This window comes from Burkholderia sp. MSMB1588 (genome assembly GCF_001546925.1).
Taxonomy (GTDB): domain Bacteria; phylum Pseudomonadota; class Gammaproteobacteria; order Burkholderiales; family Burkholderiaceae; genus Burkholderia; species Burkholderia humptydooensis.
The window spans coordinates 1,624,987-1,643,974 of record NZ_CM003770.1 but is presented as its reverse complement, the minus strand read 5'-3'; the positions used below and the strand labels follow the sequence as shown (position 1 = coordinate 1,643,974).

The following is an 18,988-nucleotide window of genomic DNA, read 5'->3' as shown; positions in this document are numbered from 1 at the left end:
CGGTCGGCCGCATTCCGAGAAAGTTGATGACACTGAAACACCTCCCCCCGACGTTTTGCTGGACCAAGATCGGTCACGAATCCGGCGAAGCGCTCCCGACGACCGTGCTGAGAAAGGAATGGGAGCGCCGGCTCGGAGGCGGGCGGTTTCTGTGGGGCATCGGCCAGCCGCTCGGCACCAGCGCGCAGATCGCCGCGCACCGCACGGGCTCGCTGATCGCGCTGTTCTCGCCGGCGTCGAGCAAGGCGAGGCAGCCGGAAAGAAAAACGGAAGACGTGCTGTTGTGGAACGCGTGGATCGATGCGAGCGGCCAGGTGCGTCAATTGCCGCTGCATACGTTCATCACGAGCCGCGCGACGCTGCCTTCCGGCCGGCGTCGCGAGCACTACTACGCGCTCGTGTGCGCGTCGCCGACCGAGCTCAGCATCGGCACGCGCCTGCGCGTGTATCCCGATCACCTGCGCAGCGTGAGCACGGGCAAGGTGCTCGGCGCCGCGCAGAGCGCGGCGGTCGTCGATTGCGTCGGCCGCGAGACGGAGCAGACGGGCAGGAGCTATCCGCTCGCGCTGTCGGTCGAGCTCGAGGCGCCGTACTTCGTGCGGCTCACGCAACCGAGCGTGCTGAAGGCGCGCGATCTCGCGAAAATCACGAAGGCGACGCGCGACGGCGATCTGGATACGTTCGTCGAGCAGGTCACGCGTCTGCGCAGCCAGCCCGCCGCCGCCGAGCAGGCGCGCGGGTTCACGCGGGATCTGTTCGACATGTCGCCTGTCGAATCCGCCGCGCCGTTCGGCCACGCCGCGCCCGCACATGCGCATGCGAACCATGCGTGGTGACGGGCCGCGCGTCTGACGTGCAGCCTGACGCGCGCCGCGCGACGACGCGCGAAGCGTTGCGTCGTCTGCGCACCATCGTTGCGCGCCGGTCATCTGTCGCCATCCGGTCACGGCGGCCCGATCGGGACAAAGCGAGCATCGCGCGATGCAAGCGCTTGCGATCGGCCTGTCATGTCTGGCAACGGAGGAGAAACGTCCATGTCGTCCATCCCGCATTCCCGGGAAGCCGAGGCCGCACAGCGTTTTTTCGAGGCGACGCGCAACGTCGATCGCGCATTCCGCGCCGTTCGCGGCGACGCCGGGGAGACGACGTCGAGCATCGAATACGCGGCCGCGGTGTCGCGCCTCGATCGCGCGCTCGACGAGCTCGCCCGTGCTCAGGCGCGATTCGATTCCGCGGTTCGGATGCGCTCGCGCAAGCGCAACTGAAGCGACTGCGCCTTCTCCGCGCCGCCCGCATCGACGATGCGCGATGCCGGGCTACGCCGGCGCGCGTCGAACCGTGGCGATCGCCGTGTCCCGTCTGCATGCAAAACGCGCAACGCAGCATGTGAACGCTCGCGCATGTCGGCGGCAATCGCGACAGCTCCGCACCGTCGGCATCGCGGCCGGGCCCGGACGCGGACGTTTTCGGCGATGATCCGATGCGCGCGCAAGCAAACCGGCTATCAAGTTTCGCCGCACGCTGCCGTCAACCTCGAATCATCCACCGTCACCGCGCGCCGTCACCCGCCGCCCCGCGACATGCATCGCGCGCGCGTCCGGCGCGCATGGCCCACGCTCGAACATGATCGCCGCTCCTGTCCTGCATACGCTGCTGCTTCGAACCCGTCACTGGCTCCGCCATCACACGCGCGACTTCGCGCGGTCGGATTTCTGGCCCGGCCGCACGCTTTTCGAAGCGTTCACGGTTCTCGCCGCGTGGGTGCTGCCCGCGATCGCGGGCGTCATCGTGACCGGCTGGCTCGGCAGCCACCGGTCGGTCACGTACCTTCAGGCGGCGATCCAGGAAGGCATCGGCCCGCACATCTGGAACGTGTTCGCCACGCTCGGCATGGTTCTCTTCGGCATGCTCGTCGCCGCGCCGCGGCAAAAGTGGCTCGCGCTCGCCGCGCACCAGGTGATGCTCAATACCTATTCGCTTGGCGCGCTGATGCTGGGCCTGCTGCTCGGACAGTGGATCGGCATCGGCGCGCCGCCGGCTTCCGGCCTCCTTCATGCGTTTCTGCGCACGGCCGGCATGAGCGTGCTGTTCTCGATCGCCTTCGGCCTGAATCTCGCCGTCTGGTACGTCGCGTTTCTCGCGTCGCCGAAGCGCCTGCATACCGGCTTCATGCTCAAGATCGCCCGATGCGCGCCGCAGTTCCGCCTGCCGCTCGCCGCGACGATCGTCACGGCGGCGCTCGCGTCGCTCTATCTCTATCTCGGCCGATGAGCGCGATGCGCGCGAGCACCCGGCCGGCGCGACGCGGCCGCATGCCGCCCGCTCAAGGCTCGATCACCCGCGGCGTCACGAGAAAGAGCCGCTCGCTATGGCTGTCCTGCTTGTCGGTCGAGCGGAACAGCGCGCCGAGCAACGGCAGCTTCGACAGCACCGGCACGCCCGATTGCGTGTTCGAGCGCGCGTCCACCTTGTAGCCCGCGATCAGGAGCGCCTGCCCCTGCTCGATGAACGCCTGCGTGTTGATCTCATTCGACACGATGACCGGAATGTTGTCGACCGTCTGCTGCGACAGCTCGCCGTCGACGATCCGCACGTCGAGCTTGATCTGCGTGCGCCCGCCTTCCTCGACGACCATCGGCAGCACGCGCAGCGACACGCCCGTCGAGATGCTGTAAAGGTCGGCCGACGTGTAGCCCGCGACGCGCACGAAGAACTGCTTCTTGTTGTCCATCACCGCCTCGACGTTATCGAGCGTCGTGACTTTCGGGCTTGCGTCGGTGCGCGCCTGGTTCGACGATTCGAGCGCGTTGATCCGCGCGAGCAGGTAGCGGCCGGCATCGCCGAGCACGGCCGTCAGCGACAGCCCGAGCGGGCTCGCCGGCACGCCGACCGAATCGTTGCCCGACAGCGAGATCGAGCCGAACGTCGGATTCAGCGAGCCGTTCGCATACGAATTCTGCGACGTGAGCCCCGTGCCCGTCTGCAGGTCGACATGGCTGTTGTGCGCGCGCCAGTCGACGCCGAGCTGCCTGAGCGCGCCGTCGTCGATCTCGATGATGCGCGCCTCGATCTCGATCAGGCGCGGCTTCACGTCGAGGAGCGCGATCAGGTCCGGATACTGCGCCATGTGCTCGGGCACGTCGCGCACGAGGATCGAGTTCGTGCGCGGGTCGGCCTGGATCACCGGCAGGTCGGGCGCGTCGCCCGCGCCCGCTGCCACGCCGCTCGCGCCGCCGGGCAAGCCGTTCGCGTCGGGCATGCCGCCGCCAGGCGCGCGCGCCGCGCCCGGATTCGCGATCGCCGCGGCGAGCAGGCCGCCCGGGCGCGGATCGCCGCCCGCCGGCATGCCCGCGCCGTCGCCCGACTGCGCGGCCTGCATGTACGGCGGCAGCGGCGGCAACGGCGGCACGCCGCTGCGCCCGCCGCCGAGATCCGTCATCGGCGCGGCGCGGCTGATCGGCTGGCCGACCGTCGTCTGCGACGCGCGCTTGCCGTCGCCGGGGTGATACATCCGGTTCAGCAGCGATGCGACACCCGGCATCGTCACCGTCGTGCCGTCGACGTTCACGTCGCGATCGGCGGCCCACGCGTGCTTCAGCGAGAACACGCGGATCGCCGTGCCGCCCGTGCGCGCGGAATTCTCGTCGAGCCGCGCGGCGACGCTCGTCACGAGCTCGACGTAGCGCGGCGGCCCCGCGACGAGCGCGGTGCGCTGCCGCGCGTTGTAGGTGACCGGATAGCGCGGATCGGCAACCTTCATCTGTTCGAGCAGATCGCGCAGGTCGCCCGTGTTCGCGTGATCGAGCTTGACGAGCGTGCTCTTCATGTCGCTCGCGGGCGTCACGTACAGCACGGTGCCGTCGTAATACCAGACGAAGCCGAACGACGCGGCGAGCGTATCGAGAAAGCGCTGCGGCGACATCCTCATCTTGCCGCTGACGGCGCCGCTCACGCCGGGCGCAACGTTCGCCGCGATGTTCTGGCTCGCGGCGAGATCGCGCAGCACGTCCTTCACGTCCTTGCCTTCCGCCGCGTACTGGATTTCGGCGCTGCGCCAGCGGACGGGCGCGGCATCGGCGGAAAGACTCGCGAGCGAGCACAGCAGGGACAGCAAAACGGGGATCTTGGCCTTCATGGGTCCGTCCGGTGGGAGCGCGCGCACCGTCGGTCGGATCGCGCGCCGCGAATGGGAGACCCCTGCAGTTAACCGCAGCGCCGCGCGGCGGCGCCCGCGCGCGGCGAAGGCCCGTTCAATAGAACGAATTGATCGTCCAGCCGGTCACGAGCGGCGTCTGGAGGAAGGTCTTGCCGCCGCTGCAATAGGTCGACGTCCACGGCGTTCCCGAGTAGCTGTCGTACGTCGCCCACTTGCTCGAAAGCCTGACCGTGTAGCCGCTGCGCGGCTCGGCGGCCTGATTCAGCGTGACGTTGATCGTCGCGGCGTCCTCGATCAGCTTCGTCGATTGCGCCTCGCCGTGCGCGATCACCCGGTCGCTTTGAACGTCGATCACGTCGACGACGAGACGCATCTGTCCTTCCCGCCCTTTCAGCGCGCACGTCGCATAGCTCATGTGCATGTACGCGCTCACCGAAATGAGCCCGTTGTTGTCGAGCTTCACCGGCCGGTCGATCGTGTACGTGTACGTGCCGTCCGATTCGTATGTGATGAGCGGCGGGTTCGGATAGGGGCCGCGGTAGGTGTACCCGCACGAAAAATCGGTCGCGCCGGGCGTCTCCATCAGGATCTCGCACGCCGTCTCCGTGCCGCCGATCTTGATCCCCGATTGCGGCAGCCACTTGCCGTCCTGGCACGACAGCACCTGCCCGTCCTGGTCCATCGACACGAGCCCCGCGTTCGGCCGGCTCGGATCGGGCGCGCACGGCGTGTTGATGACGACGCGCCCGGTGATTTCGTACTGGTTCGCGGAGACGACGCCGGGCACGATCAGGTTGCCGTTCTGGTCCACGGCGAGCGCCTTCCAGGCGTAGCCCGTCCACGCAAACGCGCGGAACGTGTCGAGCGTGAGGCGCACGTCGCCGGTTTCGTTCGATGCGTCGGTGGGCAGATCGTCGGCCGTGGCGACGGGGTCCTTCCAGTGGCCGCCCGCGCCGCGCCACACGCCGCTCTTGCAGCTCAGCAGATTGCCGGCCGCGTCGGCGCCGAGCTTGCCGTTCGCGTAACTGCCCGCCGCGCCGCAGTTCGCCGCGTCCGTACTGCCATCGACGAACGTGTGCGTGAGCCAGATCGGCACCTGCATCGCGTTCGCCTCCGGATGGCCGCCGACGCCGACGCGGTACAGGTAATCGCTGTTGATCTGCTGGCCCGGCCCGTTGAAGAAGATCTCGCTGGCGAGATGGCCGGCATTCGGCGGCGCGGCGTCGGCCGGATCGCATGTCGGCGAGCTGCCGCCGAGGTAGGTGCCGAGCGGCATGCGCCACGCATCAAACGCGCCGCGCGCGAGCGCGGGCGCGCTCGTGGCGATCGAGCCGCCGCCCGGCCCCGCGCTCGCGGCGACGAGCCCGAGCTCCTTGTCGCCGATCGTCTCGCCGCCCGTCGTCACGACGAGCGCGTCGAGTCCGACGCCGCTCGCGGTGCGCTTGACGAGCACGCACGTGTGCTGACCATACGCGTTCCGCGTCTGCAGCGCGGCGGGCAAATCGTTCGTCGCCTGCAAATCGGCGAGCGTCATCACGACGGGCGCTTGCGCGTTCGCGCGCTGCAGCCACGCGTCGTAGTCGCGCTTCAACGCACGCGTCGCCGCGGCCGTCACCTGCGCCTGGTATTGCGCGGCCTGCTGCGCGCGCACGTCGTCGAGCGACGTGTCCAGCATCGCCGCGATGCCGGCGAGCAGCAGCGCGGCGATCGCGAGCGCGCCGAGCATCTCGATCAGCGCGAAGCCGCGCGCGCGGCGGCGGGAAGACATGAAATGCATCAGTACGCTTGCCCCATCCAGACCGGAAGGCCGTTCGCGATCGAAAGCCCCGCGGGCAGCGGCACGCCGTCCGCCGGCGCGTTCGGATTCGCGTAGCCGGGGCGCACGACCGCGCCGCGATACGCAACGCCCGCGAGCAGCGAGCCGTCGGCGAGCGCCGCGATCTCGCCCGCGATGTTCACGGGCGGCGGCGACGCCGCATACGCGACGACCGTGCCGCGCTCGACGTAGTTGCGCCAAAGCGGGTTCGCGCCCGGATACCACGTCGGAAACGGAAGCTGCGCGTTCGGCACCGCGCCGCGCGTGCCCGGATGCGTGCGCGCGTAGTCGAGCGCCGCCTGGCGGTAGACGGCGAGATTGTCCGCGAGCGCTTGCGCGGCGCGCGACGGTTGCAGCGCGGGAACGGCGGACGGGCCTTGCAGTGTCGCGTAGACGGCGGCGAGCGATGCGAAGGCCAGCGCGACGGCCAAGGCGTACATGAGCGGCGGCGTGGGCGATGGCGAAGGAGTCGATGAGGCGTCAGTTCGACGTCCAGACGATCGACGCGTTGTCCACGCAGTTCGTCGTCGCGTTACCGGGGGAAACCGGATAGCCGATCGCGGCATTCCCGCCGATCGCAACCGTCCGCCAGTTGCCGCCCGCCGTCAGCGTATTGATGCAGACGTCGCGCGGGACGTTCGTGTACTGGACGGTGAAGGTCTGGCCGGCCCCCGTTACCGTGACCGCGCCGCCCCACGCGTTCGATACGTTGCCGTTGTTGTCGGTCGGCAGCGTGCTCGGAAACACCTTCGCCGCAACCAGGTTCGCATTGAGCGGAGCATTGTCCCCGTAATTGTTCACCTGCCCCATATAAAGCTTCTTGGTCCCCGTCTGAATCGCGTTCAGCTCCTCGGCGAGCCGGTTCGTGTTCGCACTGGAAAACGCCGAGCCGAGCAGCGCGATCGCGCCGACGATCACGATCGCGGCGACGCCGAGATACGCGATGCTCTCGAGCAGCGACGCGCCGCGCTCGTGGCGGTGGCGCCGGCAGAGCGCCGACTCGTGGCGGTAGGCGGGATGGGCGGCGAGTGGTTTCATGTTGGTTTCTCCTGAATTGAAAATGCGCGACGTCAATGCATCGCGCGCGTCATCGCGGCGATTTCCTGCTGGATGCCGAAGAAGCCCGTCACGAGCCAGCCGATCAGCACCGCGAGCACGACGATCGCGACGCCGTTCAGCACGCGCATCTGCGCGGCGATCCGCGCGACGCCCTCTTCGAGCCATTCGTCGGCGAGCATCCTGAGCGCCGCGTCGAAGCCGCCGTACTCGGCGTAGATGCACAGATCCTCGACGATCTCGCGCGACGGAAACTGATAGCCGGTGTTGAGCAGCGCCTCGCCGGCGTTGAGGCCCGATTTCACGCCGACGAGCGTGTCGTCGATCCGCTCGCGCAGCCACGGCCCCGCGACCGCGCCGATCTTCAGCAGCGCCTTCTCGACCGTGACGCCCGACGCCTGCAGCGCCGAGAACGCGATCAGAAAGCCGCTGCCCGCGACGAGCCGGTAGATCGAATAAGGCGGCACGCGGTCCGCATAGATGCGCAGCGGCCCGCGCCAGCGCGGCAGCGACCATGCGAGCGCGACGAGCGCCGCCGCGAGCGCCGCGACGACGACGAGCATCCAGCCCTGCACGAACAGCGACATCAGATACAGCGAGCGCGCGGCGCCGTGCCAGTGCGACGGATCGGCGATCAGCGCGAATTTCGGAATCACGTGCGTGCCGAACAGGTACAGATAGCCGATCACCATCACGACGAGCCCGACCGGATACGCGACGCCGCCCGTCACCGCGCGGCGGATCTTGCGGCTCGACTGCACGATGTCGGCGACCGACGCGAGCGCGTCCTCGATGCGCCCCGCCTGCTCGCCCGCCGCGACGATCATCTGCTCGGTCGCGGGCACCCACGCGTCCATCGCCTCGGACAGCATCCCGCCGTTCTGCACGGCGAGGCGCCAGTCGGACAGCACGATCGCGAGCGGCTCGCGCGGCTTGCGGCCCTCGCGCGACGCGCGCCATTCGAGCTCCTCGAGCACCTTGAGGAGCGGCAGCCCGTTGCCGAGCATCTTCGCGATCTTCCGGTACACGCGCAGCCGCTCGTCGGCATTCAGGCACAGCTTCGCCCAATGGCGATTCAGCTCAAGTGCCATAGCTGAACCCGACGAGCGACAGTTGCTGCCGCGCCTCGCCCGCCGCCGGCGCGAGCGTGCCGACCACGCGCTCGACGCCGCGCGGATCGACGAGCCCCGCCGCGACCTTGCGCAGCGCGTGCTCGGCGAGCGTCATCCCGCCGAGCGTGCGGGTCCAGTACTCGAGCGCGCCGACCTTGTCGCCGTCGCGCAGGAACTCGAAGAGCCGCGCATCGGGCAGGATCACTTCGGCCACCACCGTGCGGCCGATCGTGCCGGCCGCGCCGCACTGCGCGCAGCCGTCGCCCGCGATGCATACGTCGTGCACCCGGGTGTCGAGCGCGAGCCGCAGCCGCGCGAAGAGGCCCGGCTCGATGCGCTCCGGATGATCGGCGAGCCGCAGCTTGCAATGCGGGCACAAGAGCTTCACGAGACGCTGGCTGATGAGCCCGGAGATCACCGTGTGATCGGTGATCATCCGCGCGTGCAGGCCGAGATCGATCAGGCGGTCGGCGATCGCGAGCGCGCTGTTCGCGTGCACCGTCGTCCACACCTGATGGCCCGTCATCGACGCGCGCAGCGCGGTCTGCCCGGACGCGCGGTCGCGGATCTCGCCGATCATGATCGTGTCGGGGTCGAGCCGCATCGCGTTCGTGATCGCCGCCGCGAACGCGAGCGCGCGCGCGTCCTCGGTGGGCGCGTTCGCCACCGGCGTCTGCACCGCGCCGTCGATCGGATATTCGATCGGGTCCTCGACCGTGATCACGTGCAGGCTGCCGTGCGATTCGTCGATCTGTGCGGCGAGCATCCGTTGCAGCGTCGTCGACTTGCCGGAGCCCGTCGGGCCGCTGATGATGTTCATTCCGTGCGGCTGCGCGCGCAGCGCGCGAAACGCGGCGACGTGCTCGGGCGCGAAGCCGAGCGCCGCGAGATCGGTCGCGTCGCCCGCATCGTTGTAGAGCAGCCGCAGCACCATCAGGCTGCCCTCGCTCGTCGGCGTCGTCGCGATCCGCACGCCGTACAGGTCGTCCGGCAGCTTGTCGCGGTCGCCGATGCTCGCGTCCTGCCGCTCGCTCGGCCGGTAGCTGTTGTCCGACACGGTCGTCATCGCGCCGTACAGCGTCGCGAGCAGGCGCTCGCCGTGCTCGCGCGTATGCTCGTTCACGCGCACGAGCTCGTTGTGGACGCGGAAGTAGACCTCGGTGCTGAAGCGGCGCACGCGGATGTGAACGTCGGACGCGCGCTCGCGGCACGCGCGGCCGATCAGCTCCTTCGCGAGCACCTGCATCACCGTGTGGTCGAGCCGCTCGCCGCCGCCCGCGACGTTCCGCCGGTACGCCTCGCGCACCTGCATCAGCGTCGCCGGCGTCGGCCGGTACGGCCGGCCCATCCGGTCGAGCCGCGCGCGATACGACAGCACGAACGGGTTCATCTCGTGGCCTTCGGCGATGAGCAGCCGCCCGTCGTCGAACAGGCAGACGAACTTGCGCTCCTCGACGCTCGCGGCGAAGTCGCCCGCTTCGCTGACGGCGCGCGGGCCGCGCGGCGGCGCGACGGCGGCGGCATCGGCAGTGTCGTCGGCGGCGGCGTGCGGCGTCGCGCGCGCGGCCGCCGGGTCGGGCCGTTGCGCGTCCCGGCTCATGATCCGCTCGCCGGCAAGGCGGGCAGCGTCGGCAGCGGCGCGGCCGCGTCGGCCGGCAGCGGCGGATAGCCCGCATAGGAAGGCGACGCCGTAGACAACCGGTACGTGCGCCCGCGATTCGACACGACGACCGCGCGCGGCTCGATCGCGGCGACGCGTCCGCCGTCCGGCAGCGCGTCGCCGCGCTGCACCTCGAATTCGGCGCCGCCGTTCATCCGCAGCGTCGCGAACGCGCGCTTGCCGACGCCTTCGATCGCCGTCACAGCGAACTGCCCGGCGGGCGCGCCGCCACCGCGCGCGCGCGCGAGCTGCGCGGTGCGCTCGGCGACCTGCTGCTCGGTCTCGAGCTTCTTCAACTGCGCCTGCAGCAGAACGGTCTCGCTTTGCAACCGTGTGAGCCGTTCGGCGGTCGCGCCGCCGTCGTCGGACGGCGCGGGCCCCGCCGCGCGCGCGATGCCGGCGAAGAGCGCCACACCAAGCGCGCACATCGATCGGACGCGACTATTTCGCATAGAGCACTCCTTCGAGAGTCCACTGATTGTTCTGGTAAGCGATGCGCTCGACGCGCAGCCCCGGCACGTCGATCGCGCGCACGAACTCCGGCGGCGCGACGCCGCCGAGGCGCGCGTTCAGCCGGTACGCGCGCCACGCGGGCGCGGCGGCCGCCTGCTGCGCGAGGTTCGCGAGCGGCGCGCGCGACGCCTGATCGGGAAGCAGCCGGTCCAGTTTAGCGGCCGCGTCGAGCCATTGCAGACGCGACAGAAGTTGCGTCCTGACAACCGAATCGTCGACGAGCGGCGTGTCGTTCGCCGTCGGCGCGGTGAGCGGCACGTCGAGCGTCGCGCGCTCGCCGTCGGTGTCGACCGTCGCGGCGGGCTCGACGGCGATCAGGTAGCGCACGTTCGAGCCGTTGCGCGCCCACGCGTAATGCGCCGTGCCCGGCGTGCACTCGTAGCGCTCGAGCCGCCAGCCGCCCGGCGCGAGCCGCCCGAAGCGCGTCGCGCACGCGCGCGCGAACGCGACCGCATCGGGCAGCGTCGCCCACGGAGGCGCAACGGGGCCGCTTCTCGCCTGCCGCGCGGCAAGCTCCGCGCGCACCCGTTCGAGCGCCGCCTCGCGCTCCTGCGCTTCGACCTTCGCGCGATGATGCCAATACGCGAGCGCGCCGCCGAGCGCGACGCACGCCACCGTCGCGGCGATCAGCGCGGCGCGCGGCGACAGGCGCCGCTCGACCGGCTTGAGCGCCCACCAGCGCTCGGTGCGCGGCCGGCCGCCGCGGCGCGGCAGCAGATCGTCGAGCCGCTTCGGCTGGAAATTCTGGAAGCCCTGCTTCTCGAGCTCCGGCTCGCCGATCACGACGTTCCAGCCGCCCCACGCGTAATCGGTATGCAGCCGCTCGAGCGCTTCCTCGCGGCTGCCCACCCAGTCGCCGTTCGGCATGAACGCGTGGTCGCGCACCGCAAAGTACGCCCAGCGCCCGTCGGGCAGCGCGAACGCGCCGAGCCAGTTCGGCGCGGGCTGACGCCGCCCGTTGTAGAACGCGCCTTCGAGCGCGATCGCGCGCGACACCATCGCGCCGAGCGACAGATGCCCGGGCGCGAAGCCGTCGCGCGTGTTCGCGTAGCCCGCCGCCGCGACGCCGCGATCGATCCGCAGCACCATCAGGTCGAACTTCAGCTTCTTCGCGAGCTCGACCGCTTCGGCGCGCAGCTCGTTGCGCCTCGACAGCGATTGCCAGAACAGGCCGCCGACGAAGCGCTGGCGGCCGATTTGAATCACCTGCGCGCTCATCGCCGGCTCCGTTACGCGCCGCCGCGCTGCGTGACGGGCGTGATCAGGATCACGATCACCTCGCGCGCGCGCTGCGCCTCGTAGCCGCCGCCGAGCGCGATCATCTTCGGCGTGCCGACGCCGCGCTCGTCGAGCGAATCGTTCGTGCCTTCGTAGCCGCTGATGACGAGCGTCTCGCCCGACTTCATCGCGACGCGCTGCAGGAAGTTGCGCATGTCGACGTCGGGCGTCTGGATCCGCGCCTCGCCGCTGCCGCCGGTGCTGCTCGACACTTCCTTCAGCTCGAGCAGCGACGAGATGTTCGTCGAGAACTGCAGCATCACGGTGCCGTCGTCGAGCACGTGCGGCAGCAGCGTCATGTTGAAGCCCGTCGTCACGGTGCCCGGCGTGAGCGCCGTCGATGAGCCGACGTTCGCGGTGTTCGTCGTCGACACCGACGCGAGGTAGCCCGTCTGCGTCGCGACCTGCACGGGCACCGGCTGGTTGTTCAGCGTCGTGACCGACGCCGACGTCTTGCGCCGCACGGTGCCCTGCTGCGACAGCGCGCGAATCAGCAGCTTCGTGCCGTTGAAGCGGCTCGTCGGGCTGAGCACGGTTGCGGACAGATCGGCCGGATTCGTCAGCGACACCGGATTGAACGGATTCGTGATGTTGAATCCCGCCGACATCGTCTTGTAGACGAGGCTCCAGTCGATCCCGTATGCGTCGCCCGCCTTCAGCGACACGCTGAGCACGGTCACGTTGAGCAGCACCTGCCGCGACAGCGAGCGGTTCTGCTGCGCCATGAACGCGGCGACGCGCTCGAGCACGTCGGGCGTGTCGGTCACCGAGATCGAGCCCGTCGCGGGCGACGCGACCGAGCTGCCGTAGCGCGAGAGCATCGACTGGATCGCGCTCTGCAGGCCGTTGAACACCGATAGCTGCGAGTTCACCGCCGTGTTCGCCGTGTTGTTCGCGGTGAGGCCAGTCGTGCCGGAGCTCGCGCCGTTGAGGCCGCCGCCCGAGCCGCCCGAGCCGCCCGACTGCGAGCCGCCCGACGTGCCGTCGCTCGTCGCGCCGCTCACGACCGACGCGTTCAGCGACGAATCGCCCGGAATTGCGTTGACCTGGAATGTGCGGGTATCGGTGAAGAAGAAGCGGATCGCGCCCTGCTCGTATTTCCAGAAGACGCCGAAGCGCGCGCACGCCGCGTCGAGCAGGCCGCTCAGCGTGCCGCCCGCGTACAGAATGCGCACCGGCGCGAACGACGTGCCGCCGCCGTCCGCGTCCGCGCCCGCGCCGCTGCCGCCCGCCTTGCCGCCGCCCGCCGACGCGCCGCCCGGCATGCCGGACGGCAGCGGCGGCACCGAACGCCCGCCCGCCGCGTCGAGAAACGCGGGCGCGCCGCGCGCGGCGCCCTCCGCGCCGCCACCGCGCTGCGCACGCGCGGCCGCCTGCTGCGCGCTCGCGGCGACCTGCGTCGGCACCTGGGTCAGCCGCGAGATCTGCTCGGCGAATTCGGATAACGAAGAGACCGCGCGGTCGAACGACGCCGGCTCGTCGAACAGCGGCGGCAACTGCTCGCTGCTGCGCAGCTTGACGGCGCCCGCCGACACCCACAGCCCGTTGTCGACGACGACGGGCGCGAGCGCGTGCACGTTGTTGTCGCCGTCGGAGGCGCGCTTGAAGAGCGCGCCGGATTCGTTCGAATCGCGCCGCGCGTCACGCTCGATGCCGCCGCGAAGCCCGGTGCAGCCGGCGAGCCATGCGGCGGCCAGCAATGAAACGGCGAAAAAGACACGCATCAGCCCGCTCCTTGCGCGACGACGCGCAACACGTGATTGCCTCGATAGAGAATCGCCTGGATCGGCGTCGACGTACGGCCGAGGCTCGCGACGAGCGCTTGCAGCGCATCCTCGAACGAGCCGCGCAGCGTCGCCTGCGCATCGACGCTGAAATCGACGGGCGCATCCCAGACGAGCTGCCAGCCCGCCGCGCTCGCCCATCGGGACAAAACGCCGCGAATCGTGCCGTCGGAGGCGCGCACGTCCCACGTGGGCATGTCCTGAACGGACATGTCCGCAGTCGGCTGCGGCGCGGATGGCGCGGTCGACGCGGCCGGCGATGGCGCGCGAAACACATCGACGCGCGGCGCCGTCAGCGGTGCGTGATCGAAACGCTCGGCGAACGAGCCGCCCGATGCCGGATCGGTGCCGGCGGGCGGACCGCTCGCCGCGCAATCGGTTGCAAGAAGCGCGATCGCGATGAACGCGGCCGCGGCGACCGTGGCGCCGTGCATCATGATTTTCCTCGTTACTCGACTGCTGCCTTGCGCCGCTGGCCCTCGCGCTTGGCCGCCCGACGTTCCCGGATGCCGCGCCCGACGCGTCGGACTGCCCTCGCGGCCGGAAATGGCTTTCCGAACCCTGGATTACCTCGGCTTTACATAATAGGTCTGCGCACGCAGTCGCATTATTGAATTGATTATTGCGCGGCAAATATACCCCGAACAGTTTGACAAAAGCTAGTTGACGTGCAAAATTCAATAGACCATTCAATTTCCCAATCGCCGCGCGCAATGCTCCACCGCAATGCGCCGCCCATTCCATTCATTCGAATCGCCAAGATGAACCAGCATGCCGCCGCCCCGATGCGCGATCTCGCGAGCGAAGTGCTCGGCCTGATCGATCTGAAGCAGATGTTCACCGACATCCACATCGAGCAGGACCGCCCCGTCACGATCAAGACGCCGCGCGGCTGGGTCGAGACGAGCGAGGAACCGGTACTCCTCGACGACATGCGCCCGCTGCTCGACGCGATCGACGAGCACTGGGAGAGCGCGCTGCGTCAGGGCACGCTCGACCGCCCGTTCGTCCTCACGCGCTGCCGGCTGCGCTGCCACGTGTATCGCGCGGGCGGCGGCCGCAAGATCGTGATCTCGATGCGCCGGCTGCCGCTCAAGCCGCTGCCGCTCGAGGAACTCGGCCTGCCCGTGTATGTGCGCTCGATGCTCGACAACACGAAGGGCATCATCCTCGTCACGGGCCCGACGGGCTCGGGCAAGACGACGACGATCGCGTCGCTGCTCGAGCACGTCAACGCGACGCGCAACACGCATATCGTCACGATCGAGGAGCCGATCGAATACTATCTGGAGCGCCGCCAGTCGATCATTTCGCAACGCGAAGTGCCGACCGACACGCCGAATTTCCCGCACGGGCTGCGCGAGGCGCTGCGGCAGAAGCCGGACGTGGTGATGGTGGGCGAGGTGCGCGACGCGCAGACGGCCGACACGCTGCTGCAGGCGGGCGAATCCGGCCACCTCGTGCTCGCGACGATGCACACGGGCAGCGCGGTCAGCGCGCTCAACAAGCTGCTGTCGTTCTTTCCGGCCGGCGAGCGCGACCGGCACGCGGTCGCGCTCGCCGAATCGCTGATCGGCATCGTCTGCCAGAGCCTCGTGCCGAGCGCGGACGGCGAGAGCCTCGTGCTCGCGAGCGAGCTGCTGTTCAACAACAACAACCAGGTCGCGAAGCTGATCGCCGATCCGACGAAGCTGCATCTCGTCAACGAGTTCCTGCGGCGCCGGGAGGACAACATGTCGCGCTCGCTGAACGACGATCTCGCCGCGCTCGCGGCCCGCAACCGGATCACGACGAAAGACGCGTTACGGGCAACTTACAATCGGCTCGAACTGCATGAAATGATGCAGTCCATTGTCAATCGCTAGCCGTGCGCGGAGCCGATCTGGCATTTTTATACGCCGGTCTAAAGTCGAAAAAAAATCATATAAACAAGCCGAATCGCCGTGTTAATCGACTGGCCACATTAATTTCAAAAGACGATTGCCATCGCGCACCTGAATCGTGCGCGATGGCCGTTTAATAATGGGCGGGATTCGCATCAATTGCCGAGCAGGCGTGTCTGCGTCCTGAGGCCGAGGCCGTCGAGCGGCGGCGAAAGCGGCGGCACCGGCGGATGCGCGCGTGACGCCGTGCGCGGGCGTGCCGCGGCCGGCGCGCTCGGCGATGCCGGCGGCGGCACGCGCGCCGGATCGGCCGGCATCGCGCGCGGCGTCACCAGCACGAGCCGCTGCTCGCCGCGCCCCGCGGCAAGCGGCAGCGCGATTGCCGCGCATTCCCCCGCCGCGAGCGTCACGCCGGACACGGTTTCACGCGACGACGCGCCGGCCGCGCGGCCGGCGCCGTCGGCCCAGCGCTCGACGATCCGCATGTCGAGCGCATAGCGGTCCGGCTGCGCGGTCTCGTGCGGCGTGACCCGCATCGCGAAACCGTTGCGCTGTGCATCGAGCGACCGCGCGTCGCCGTCGCCCGACGCGACGAACGCCAGCCGCAGCCGGCCGAAGTCCGCGCTGCCGTCGGGAAGCGTCAGCGTCGAGCCGTCGGCGTCGATCGACGCGTCGCCGTGCGCGGCGAGCGCGGCGATGCGCGCGCGCGTCGCCGCGCAGCCGTCCGGCGCGGACGCGATCGCGACGCGCGGCGCGGATGCGCTGGTGGATTCGGGCGATTCGGGCAATACAGGCAATACGGGCGCATCGCCCGCCGCGCGCGGCGCCCCCGAAGCCTGCGCGTCGTCGCGCCACCGCAGCCCGAGCGCGTCGAGCTGCGCGGGCGCGAGCGTCACGCCGAACGCGTCGATCCGGATCGACGCGGGCAGCGTATCGAGCTGCGCGACGAGCCGCGCGTCGCGCGCAAGCCGCGCGGGCGCGTCGCGGATCAGCACGGTGTTCGAGCGTGCGTCCGCGTCGACGATCGGCAACGATGCGGTGAATTCGCGCACGCCCGGCACTGCGCGCCGCGCGGCGCCGTCCTGCTCGAGCCGGCGGCGCAACCGCGTCGCGAGCCCCGGCAGCGGCGCATCGCTCCCCCCATCCCCATCGCCGCGCGCGACGCGGTCGGCCGCCGTGCGCGCACGCAGCGGGAACGCGCGCGTCTCGGTGCGCACGCGCGCCTGCGCCGCCTCGTCGAGCGCGCGCGCGGCTGCGAGCACGAGCGCAACATAGCGCGGCGGGCCGGCCACGCGCACGATCCGCGCCGCGTCGTCGTAGCCGGGCCGAAAGCGCCTGTCGACGATCCGCTGCCGCGCGAGCGTCGCGCGCAGCTCGGCGGGCGTCGCGTAATTGAGCCGCACCGCCGCGCGCTCGAACGCATCGGGTGCGACGAGCTGCAACACCGCGCCGTCGTAATACGACGCGAGCCCGCACGTGCGCGCGACCCAGTCGACGAAGCGCTGCGGCGGCAACGCATCGCGCACGTCGAGCCGGCATGGCGCGTGCGCGTCGACGTCGATTGCGACGCCGGACCGGCGGCTCAGCTCGCTCAACGCGACGGCGGCGCTCACCGGCCCGACGCGATAGTCGAAGCGCGCGAGCGGCCACGCGAGCGGCACCGCGTGCAGCGCCGGCGCATGGCTCGCGAGCGCGAGCGCGAGCGCCACGGCGGCAGCCGACGCGGCCGCGCGCGGCGTCACGATGGATGATCCGCCGTTTCCGCGTCCGCGCCCAGATTCAGGCGATAGCCGGTCGCGTAAGCCGCATGCACGGTCCAGCCGATGCCCGCCGCCTTCAGCCGGCTGCGCAGGCGGCTCACGTACATGTCGACCGTGCGGGTCTGCGCGGACGCGTCCGCGCCCCAGACGAGCCGCAGCAGATCCTGCCGCTGCACGACGGCGCCCGGATGCTCGGCCAGATGCCAGAGAATGTCGAATTCCTTCGCGCTGAACGCGTGCGACGCGCCGCCGCCGGACACGGTCAGCGTCGCGCGCGACAGCAGGTAGCCGCCGAGCCGCATGCGAGCGCTATCGGCGGAGAGCGCCGCGAAGCGCCTCAGCAGCGCGCGCACGCGCGCGAGCAGCGTCTGCTTTTCGAGCGGCTTGATGAGGAAATCGTCCGCGCCGGCGTCCAGGATCTTCACGATGTCCTCTTCGTCCGAATGCACGGTCTGGAAGATCACCGGGACGATCGAGCGCGCGCGGCCGCGCACCCATGCGAGCAGCCGCTCGCCCGTCATGCCGGGCAGGTCCCAGTCGAGCAGCAGCAGATCGGCCCAGCTCTCGCCGAGAAAGCGGCGCGCGTCGAGCCCGTCGTCGAACGCCGCGACGCGGTAGCCCTCGGCCTTGAGCCAGGTGACGAGCAGCGTGCGCTGCACCGGATCGTCCTCGACGACGACGATCTGCTTGGGCTGCTGCACGGTGCGCTGCATGTTCGGTTCGGACATCGCAAGAATAAGGAACGTCAAGCGAAAAAAACGGGCTCAGCCATCCGGCGCGACGCTCGCGCGCCAGCGCGCGACGCCGTCCGGCACGGCCCGCGGCGCGGCGCCGGCCGCCGGCGCGAGCACCGGCACACGCATCACGAACGTCGTGCCGACGCCACGATTCGATTCGGCGTACAGCGCGCCCGCATGCGCGGCCACCACTTGCGCGGCGAGCTGCAGCCCGAGGCCGAAGCCCATCGAGCCGCTCGATCCACGCTTGGCGAGCGGCGCGAAATCGGTCATCCGCCCATCCGCCGCGAGGCCCGGCAAGCCGCCCGCCCAATCGCGGATCGTCACCTCCGCGTGCGCATCGCGCACGTGCAGCCGGATCTCGACGCGCGCGCCCTGCCGCGACGCCTGCACCGCGTTGTCGATCAGGTTCTGCAACGCGCGCGCGACGAACACGCGCGCGCCGCGCAGCCATAGCGGCGCGGCGTCGTCGAGCCAGAGCTGCAACGCGACGCCGCGATAGACGGCGCTCACTTCGAGTTTCGGCACGAGCTCGCGCAGCATCGCGCGCAGGTCGAAGCGCACGAAATGGCGCTGCCGCAGATCGTCCGCGGCCGACGCGACGAGGTAGTCCTGGCCGAGCAGCAGCGCGTGCCGCGCGAGCTGCCCGATCCGCTCGATCCCGCCGCACGCGGCGAACCCATCGGGATCGGCGTCGTGCAGTTGGGTCAGCGCGAGAATCGAATTCTGCGGCGAACGCAGATCGTGCGCAAGAAAGCGCAGCGACGCGACGCGCTCGTCGAGCGCGCGGCGCAGCGGCGTGACGTCGGCGACCGAGACCGTCGCCGCGATCGCCGGATCGTGCTCGACCGGCTGCAGCGTGAGCCACAGGATCGCTTCGTCGGTTTCGAATTCGAAGCCTTGTTCGAGCGTGTCGAAGAGCGCGGCGCAATCCGCGGGCGCCGCGTCGCCGAGCACGGCGGCGAGCGGCAGCCCGGCGCGCAGCGGGCGGCCGAGGAGCGCGTGCGCGCGCGCGGTGGCGGCGACGATCGCGCCGTCGTGGTCGAGCGCGAGCGTGCCCCACGGCTGCCGGGCCTGCATCACCTCGAAAATTCGGGCATCGGCCCGTTGCGACACGCTCAAGATCGACTCCGGCGGACGTCGGAATCCGCGAATGATTGGACGGGCCGCGACGCGGCGGCGCAAGCGCGCAGTGTGGACCGATTCGAAAGTGCTTGTCCAGTGCCGCCGCGC

17 protein-coding genes are annotated in these 18,988 nt (G+C 70.2%); 4 read left to right on the top strand and 13 right to left on the bottom strand.

Translation table 11 applies throughout. The features are described from left to right. The first annotated feature begins 26 nt into the window (after nt 1-26). The 3 genes from WS92_RS06560 (at nt 27) to WS92_RS06550 (ending at nt 2,271) form a co-directional block, all read left to right on the top strand. The gene (locus tag WS92_RS06560; protein WP_059932352.1) at nt 27-836 is read left to right on the top strand and encodes a hypothetical protein; all 810 of its coding nucleotides are present in this window, start codon (nt 27-29) and stop codon (nt 834-836) included. Between the two features lie 198 nt (nt 837-1,034). After that, nucleotides 1,035-1,265, top strand: a complete 231-nt coding sequence (locus tag WS92_RS06555) for a hypothetical protein (protein WP_009915523.1) — start codon at nt 1,035-1,037, stop codon at nt 1,263-1,265. A gap of 358 nt (nt 1,266-1,623) precedes the next feature. After that, the gene (locus WS92_RS06550) at nt 1,624-2,271 is read left to right on the top strand and encodes a hypothetical protein (RefSeq protein ID WP_059932287.1); all 648 of its coding nucleotides are present in this window, start codon (nt 1,624-1,626) and stop codon (nt 2,269-2,271) included. Nucleotides 2,272-2,323: 52 nt separating this feature from the next. Here the strand turns inward: WS92_RS06550 and sctC are convergent, their stop codons facing one another. The 10 genes from sctC to WS92_RS06500 all read right to left on the bottom strand — a co-directional run bounded on the left by sctC (nt 2,324) and on the right by WS92_RS06500 (nt 13,812). Next, complete coding sequence (gene sctC / locus WS92_RS06545) at nt 2,324-4,135, bottom strand: type III secretion system outer membrane ring subunit SctC (protein ID WP_006028742.1); 1,812 nt, start codon at nt 4,133-4,135, stop codon at nt 2,324-2,326. Between the two features lie 115 nt (nt 4,136-4,250). Next, on the bottom strand, nt 4,251-5,933 hold the full coding sequence (pilV, locus tag WS92_RS06540; protein ID WP_059932289.1) for a shufflon system plasmid conjugative transfer pilus tip adhesin PilV: 1,683 nt from the start codon (nt 5,931-5,933) through the stop codon (nt 4,251-4,253). Next, on the bottom strand, nt 5,933-6,412 hold the full coding sequence (gene pilM, locus WS92_RS06535; RefSeq protein ID WP_059932291.1) for a type IV pilus biogenesis protein PilM: 480 nt from the start codon (nt 6,410-6,412) through the stop codon (nt 5,933-5,935). The genes pilV and pilM overlap by 1 nt, the downstream gene beginning before the upstream one ends. A 40-nt stretch (nt 6,413-6,452) precedes the next feature. Further along, the gene (locus WS92_RS06530) at nt 6,453-7,010 is read right to left on the bottom strand and encodes a type 4 pilus major pilin (protein WP_059932293.1); all 558 of its coding nucleotides are present in this window, start codon (nt 7,008-7,010) and stop codon (nt 6,453-6,455) included. Between the two features lie 32 nt (nt 7,011-7,042). Beyond that, nucleotides 7,043-8,119, bottom strand: coding sequence for a type II secretion system F family protein (locus WS92_RS06525; RefSeq protein ID WP_059932294.1), 1,077 nt, complete (start codon nt 8,117-8,119; stop codon nt 7,043-7,045). Further along, the gene (locus tag WS92_RS06520; RefSeq protein WP_059932296.1) at nt 8,109-9,740 is read right to left on the bottom strand and encodes a GspE/PulE family protein; all 1,632 of its coding nucleotides are present in this window, start codon (nt 9,738-9,740) and stop codon (nt 8,109-8,111) included. Before WS92_RS06520 ends, WS92_RS06525 begins: the two co-directional genes overlap by 11 nt. Then, nucleotides 9,737-10,228 carry a type IV pilus biogenesis protein PilP gene (pilP, locus tag WS92_RS06515; protein ID WP_059932298.1) on the bottom strand — a complete coding sequence of 164 codons (492 nt, stop codon included), beginning with the start codon at nt 10,226-10,228 and terminating at the stop codon, nt 9,737-9,739. Before pilP ends, WS92_RS06520 begins: the two co-directional genes overlap by 4 nt. Before the next feature lie 13 nt (nt 10,229-10,241). Next, nucleotides 10,242-11,531 carry a type 4b pilus protein PilO2 gene (gene pilO2, locus WS92_RS06510; protein WP_059932300.1) on the bottom strand — a complete coding sequence of 430 codons (1,290 nt, stop codon included), beginning with the start codon at nt 11,529-11,531 and terminating at the stop codon, nt 10,242-10,244. Nucleotides 11,532-11,542: 11 nt separating this feature from the next. Then, nucleotides 11,543-13,315 carry a PilN family type IVB pilus formation outer membrane protein gene (locus WS92_RS06505; protein ID WP_059932302.1) on the bottom strand — a complete coding sequence of 591 codons (1,773 nt, stop codon included), beginning with the start codon at nt 13,313-13,315 and terminating at the stop codon, nt 11,543-11,545. After that, on the bottom strand, nt 13,315-13,812 hold the full coding sequence (locus WS92_RS06500) for a toxin co-regulated pilus biosynthesis Q family protein (protein ID WP_059932304.1): 498 nt from the start codon (nt 13,810-13,812) through the stop codon (nt 13,315-13,317). Before WS92_RS06500 ends, WS92_RS06505 begins: the two co-directional genes overlap by 1 nt. Before the next feature lie 324 nt (nt 13,813-14,136). Here WS92_RS06500 and WS92_RS06495 point away from each other — a divergent pair, with 324 nt between their 5' ends. Further along, nucleotides 14,137-15,240 (top strand): type IV pilus twitching motility protein PilT, encoded by a 1,104-nt coding sequence (locus tag WS92_RS06495; protein ID WP_015603958.1) that lies wholly within the window; start codon nt 14,137-14,139, stop codon nt 15,238-15,240. A 173-nt stretch (nt 15,241-15,413) separates the two neighbouring features. Here WS92_RS06495 and WS92_RS06490 read toward each other — a convergent pair whose 3' ends face one another. The 3 genes from WS92_RS06490 to WS92_RS06480 are packed head-to-tail and all read right to left on the bottom strand — an operon-like array spanning nt 15,414 to nt 18,871. Next, nucleotides 15,414-17,000 (bottom strand): secretin N-terminal domain-containing protein, encoded by a 1,587-nt coding sequence (locus WS92_RS06490; protein WP_059932306.1) that lies wholly within the window; start codon nt 16,998-17,000, stop codon nt 15,414-15,416. Then, the gene (locus WS92_RS06485) at nt 16,997-17,746 is read right to left on the bottom strand and encodes a response regulator transcription factor (RefSeq protein ID WP_015602941.1); all 750 of its coding nucleotides are present in this window, start codon (nt 17,744-17,746) and stop codon (nt 16,997-16,999) included. Before WS92_RS06485 ends, WS92_RS06490 begins: the two co-directional genes overlap by 4 nt. 36 nt (nt 17,747-17,782) lie before the next feature. Beyond that, nucleotides 17,783-18,871, bottom strand: coding sequence for a sensor histidine kinase (locus tag WS92_RS06480; RefSeq protein WP_059932354.1), 1,089 nt, complete (start codon nt 18,869-18,871; stop codon nt 17,783-17,785). Nucleotides 18,872-18,988 lie beyond the last annotated feature (117 nt).

What these genes read in the sequence shown, in the direction of transcription:
- WS92_RS06500 (WP_059932304.1), bottom strand. Translation starts at nt 13,812, where the DNA reads ATGATGCACGGCGCCACGGTCGCCGCGGCCGCGTTCATCGCGATCGCG.
- WS92_RS06550 (WP_059932287.1), top strand. Translation starts at nt 1,624, where the DNA reads ATGATCGCCGCTCCTGTCCTGCATACGCTGCTGCTTCGAACCCGTCAC.
- pilV (WP_059932289.1), bottom strand. Translation starts at nt 5,933, where the DNA reads ATGCATTTCATGTCTTCCCGCCGCCGCGCGCGCGGCTTCGCGCTGATC.
- WS92_RS06530 (WP_059932293.1), bottom strand. Translation starts at nt 7,010, where the DNA reads ATGAAACCACTCGCCGCCCATCCCGCCTACCGCCACGAGTCGGCGCTC.
- WS92_RS06495 (WP_015603958.1), top strand. Translation starts at nt 14,137, where the DNA reads ATGAACCAGCATGCCGCCGCCCCGATGCGCGATCTCGCGAGCGAAGTG.
- sctC (WP_006028742.1), bottom strand. Translation starts at nt 4,135, where the DNA reads ATGAAGGCCAAGATCCCCGTTTTGCTGTCCCTGCTGTGCTCGCTCGCG.
- WS92_RS06520 (WP_059932296.1), bottom strand. Translation starts at nt 9,740, where the DNA reads ATGAGCCGGGACGCGCAACGGCCCGACCCGGCGGCCGCGCGCGCGACG.
- WS92_RS06525 (WP_059932294.1), bottom strand. Translation starts at nt 8,119, where the DNA reads ATGGCACTTGAGCTGAATCGCCATTGGGCGAAGCTGTGCCTGAATGCC.
- WS92_RS06560 (WP_059932352.1), top strand. Translation starts at nt 27, where the DNA reads ATGACACTGAAACACCTCCCCCCGACGTTTTGCTGGACCAAGATCGGT.
- WS92_RS06555 (WP_009915523.1), top strand. Translation starts at nt 1,035, where the DNA reads ATGTCGTCCATCCCGCATTCCCGGGAAGCCGAGGCCGCACAGCGTTTT.
- pilP (WP_059932298.1), bottom strand. Translation starts at nt 10,228, where the DNA reads ATGTGCGCGCTTGGTGTGGCGCTCTTCGCCGGCATCGCGCGCGCGGCG.
- pilM (WP_059932291.1), bottom strand. Translation starts at nt 6,412, where the DNA reads ATGTACGCCTTGGCCGTCGCGCTGGCCTTCGCATCGCTCGCCGCCGTC.
- WS92_RS06505 (WP_059932302.1), bottom strand. Translation starts at nt 13,315, where the DNA reads ATGCGTGTCTTTTTCGCCGTTTCATTGCTGGCCGCCGCATGGCTCGCC.
- pilO2 (WP_059932300.1), bottom strand. Translation starts at nt 11,531, where the DNA reads ATGAGCGCGCAGGTGATTCAAATCGGCCGCCAGCGCTTCGTCGGCGGC.
- WS92_RS06485 (WP_015602941.1), bottom strand. Translation starts at nt 17,746, where the DNA reads ATGTCCGAACCGAACATGCAGCGCACCGTGCAGCAGCCCAAGCAGATC.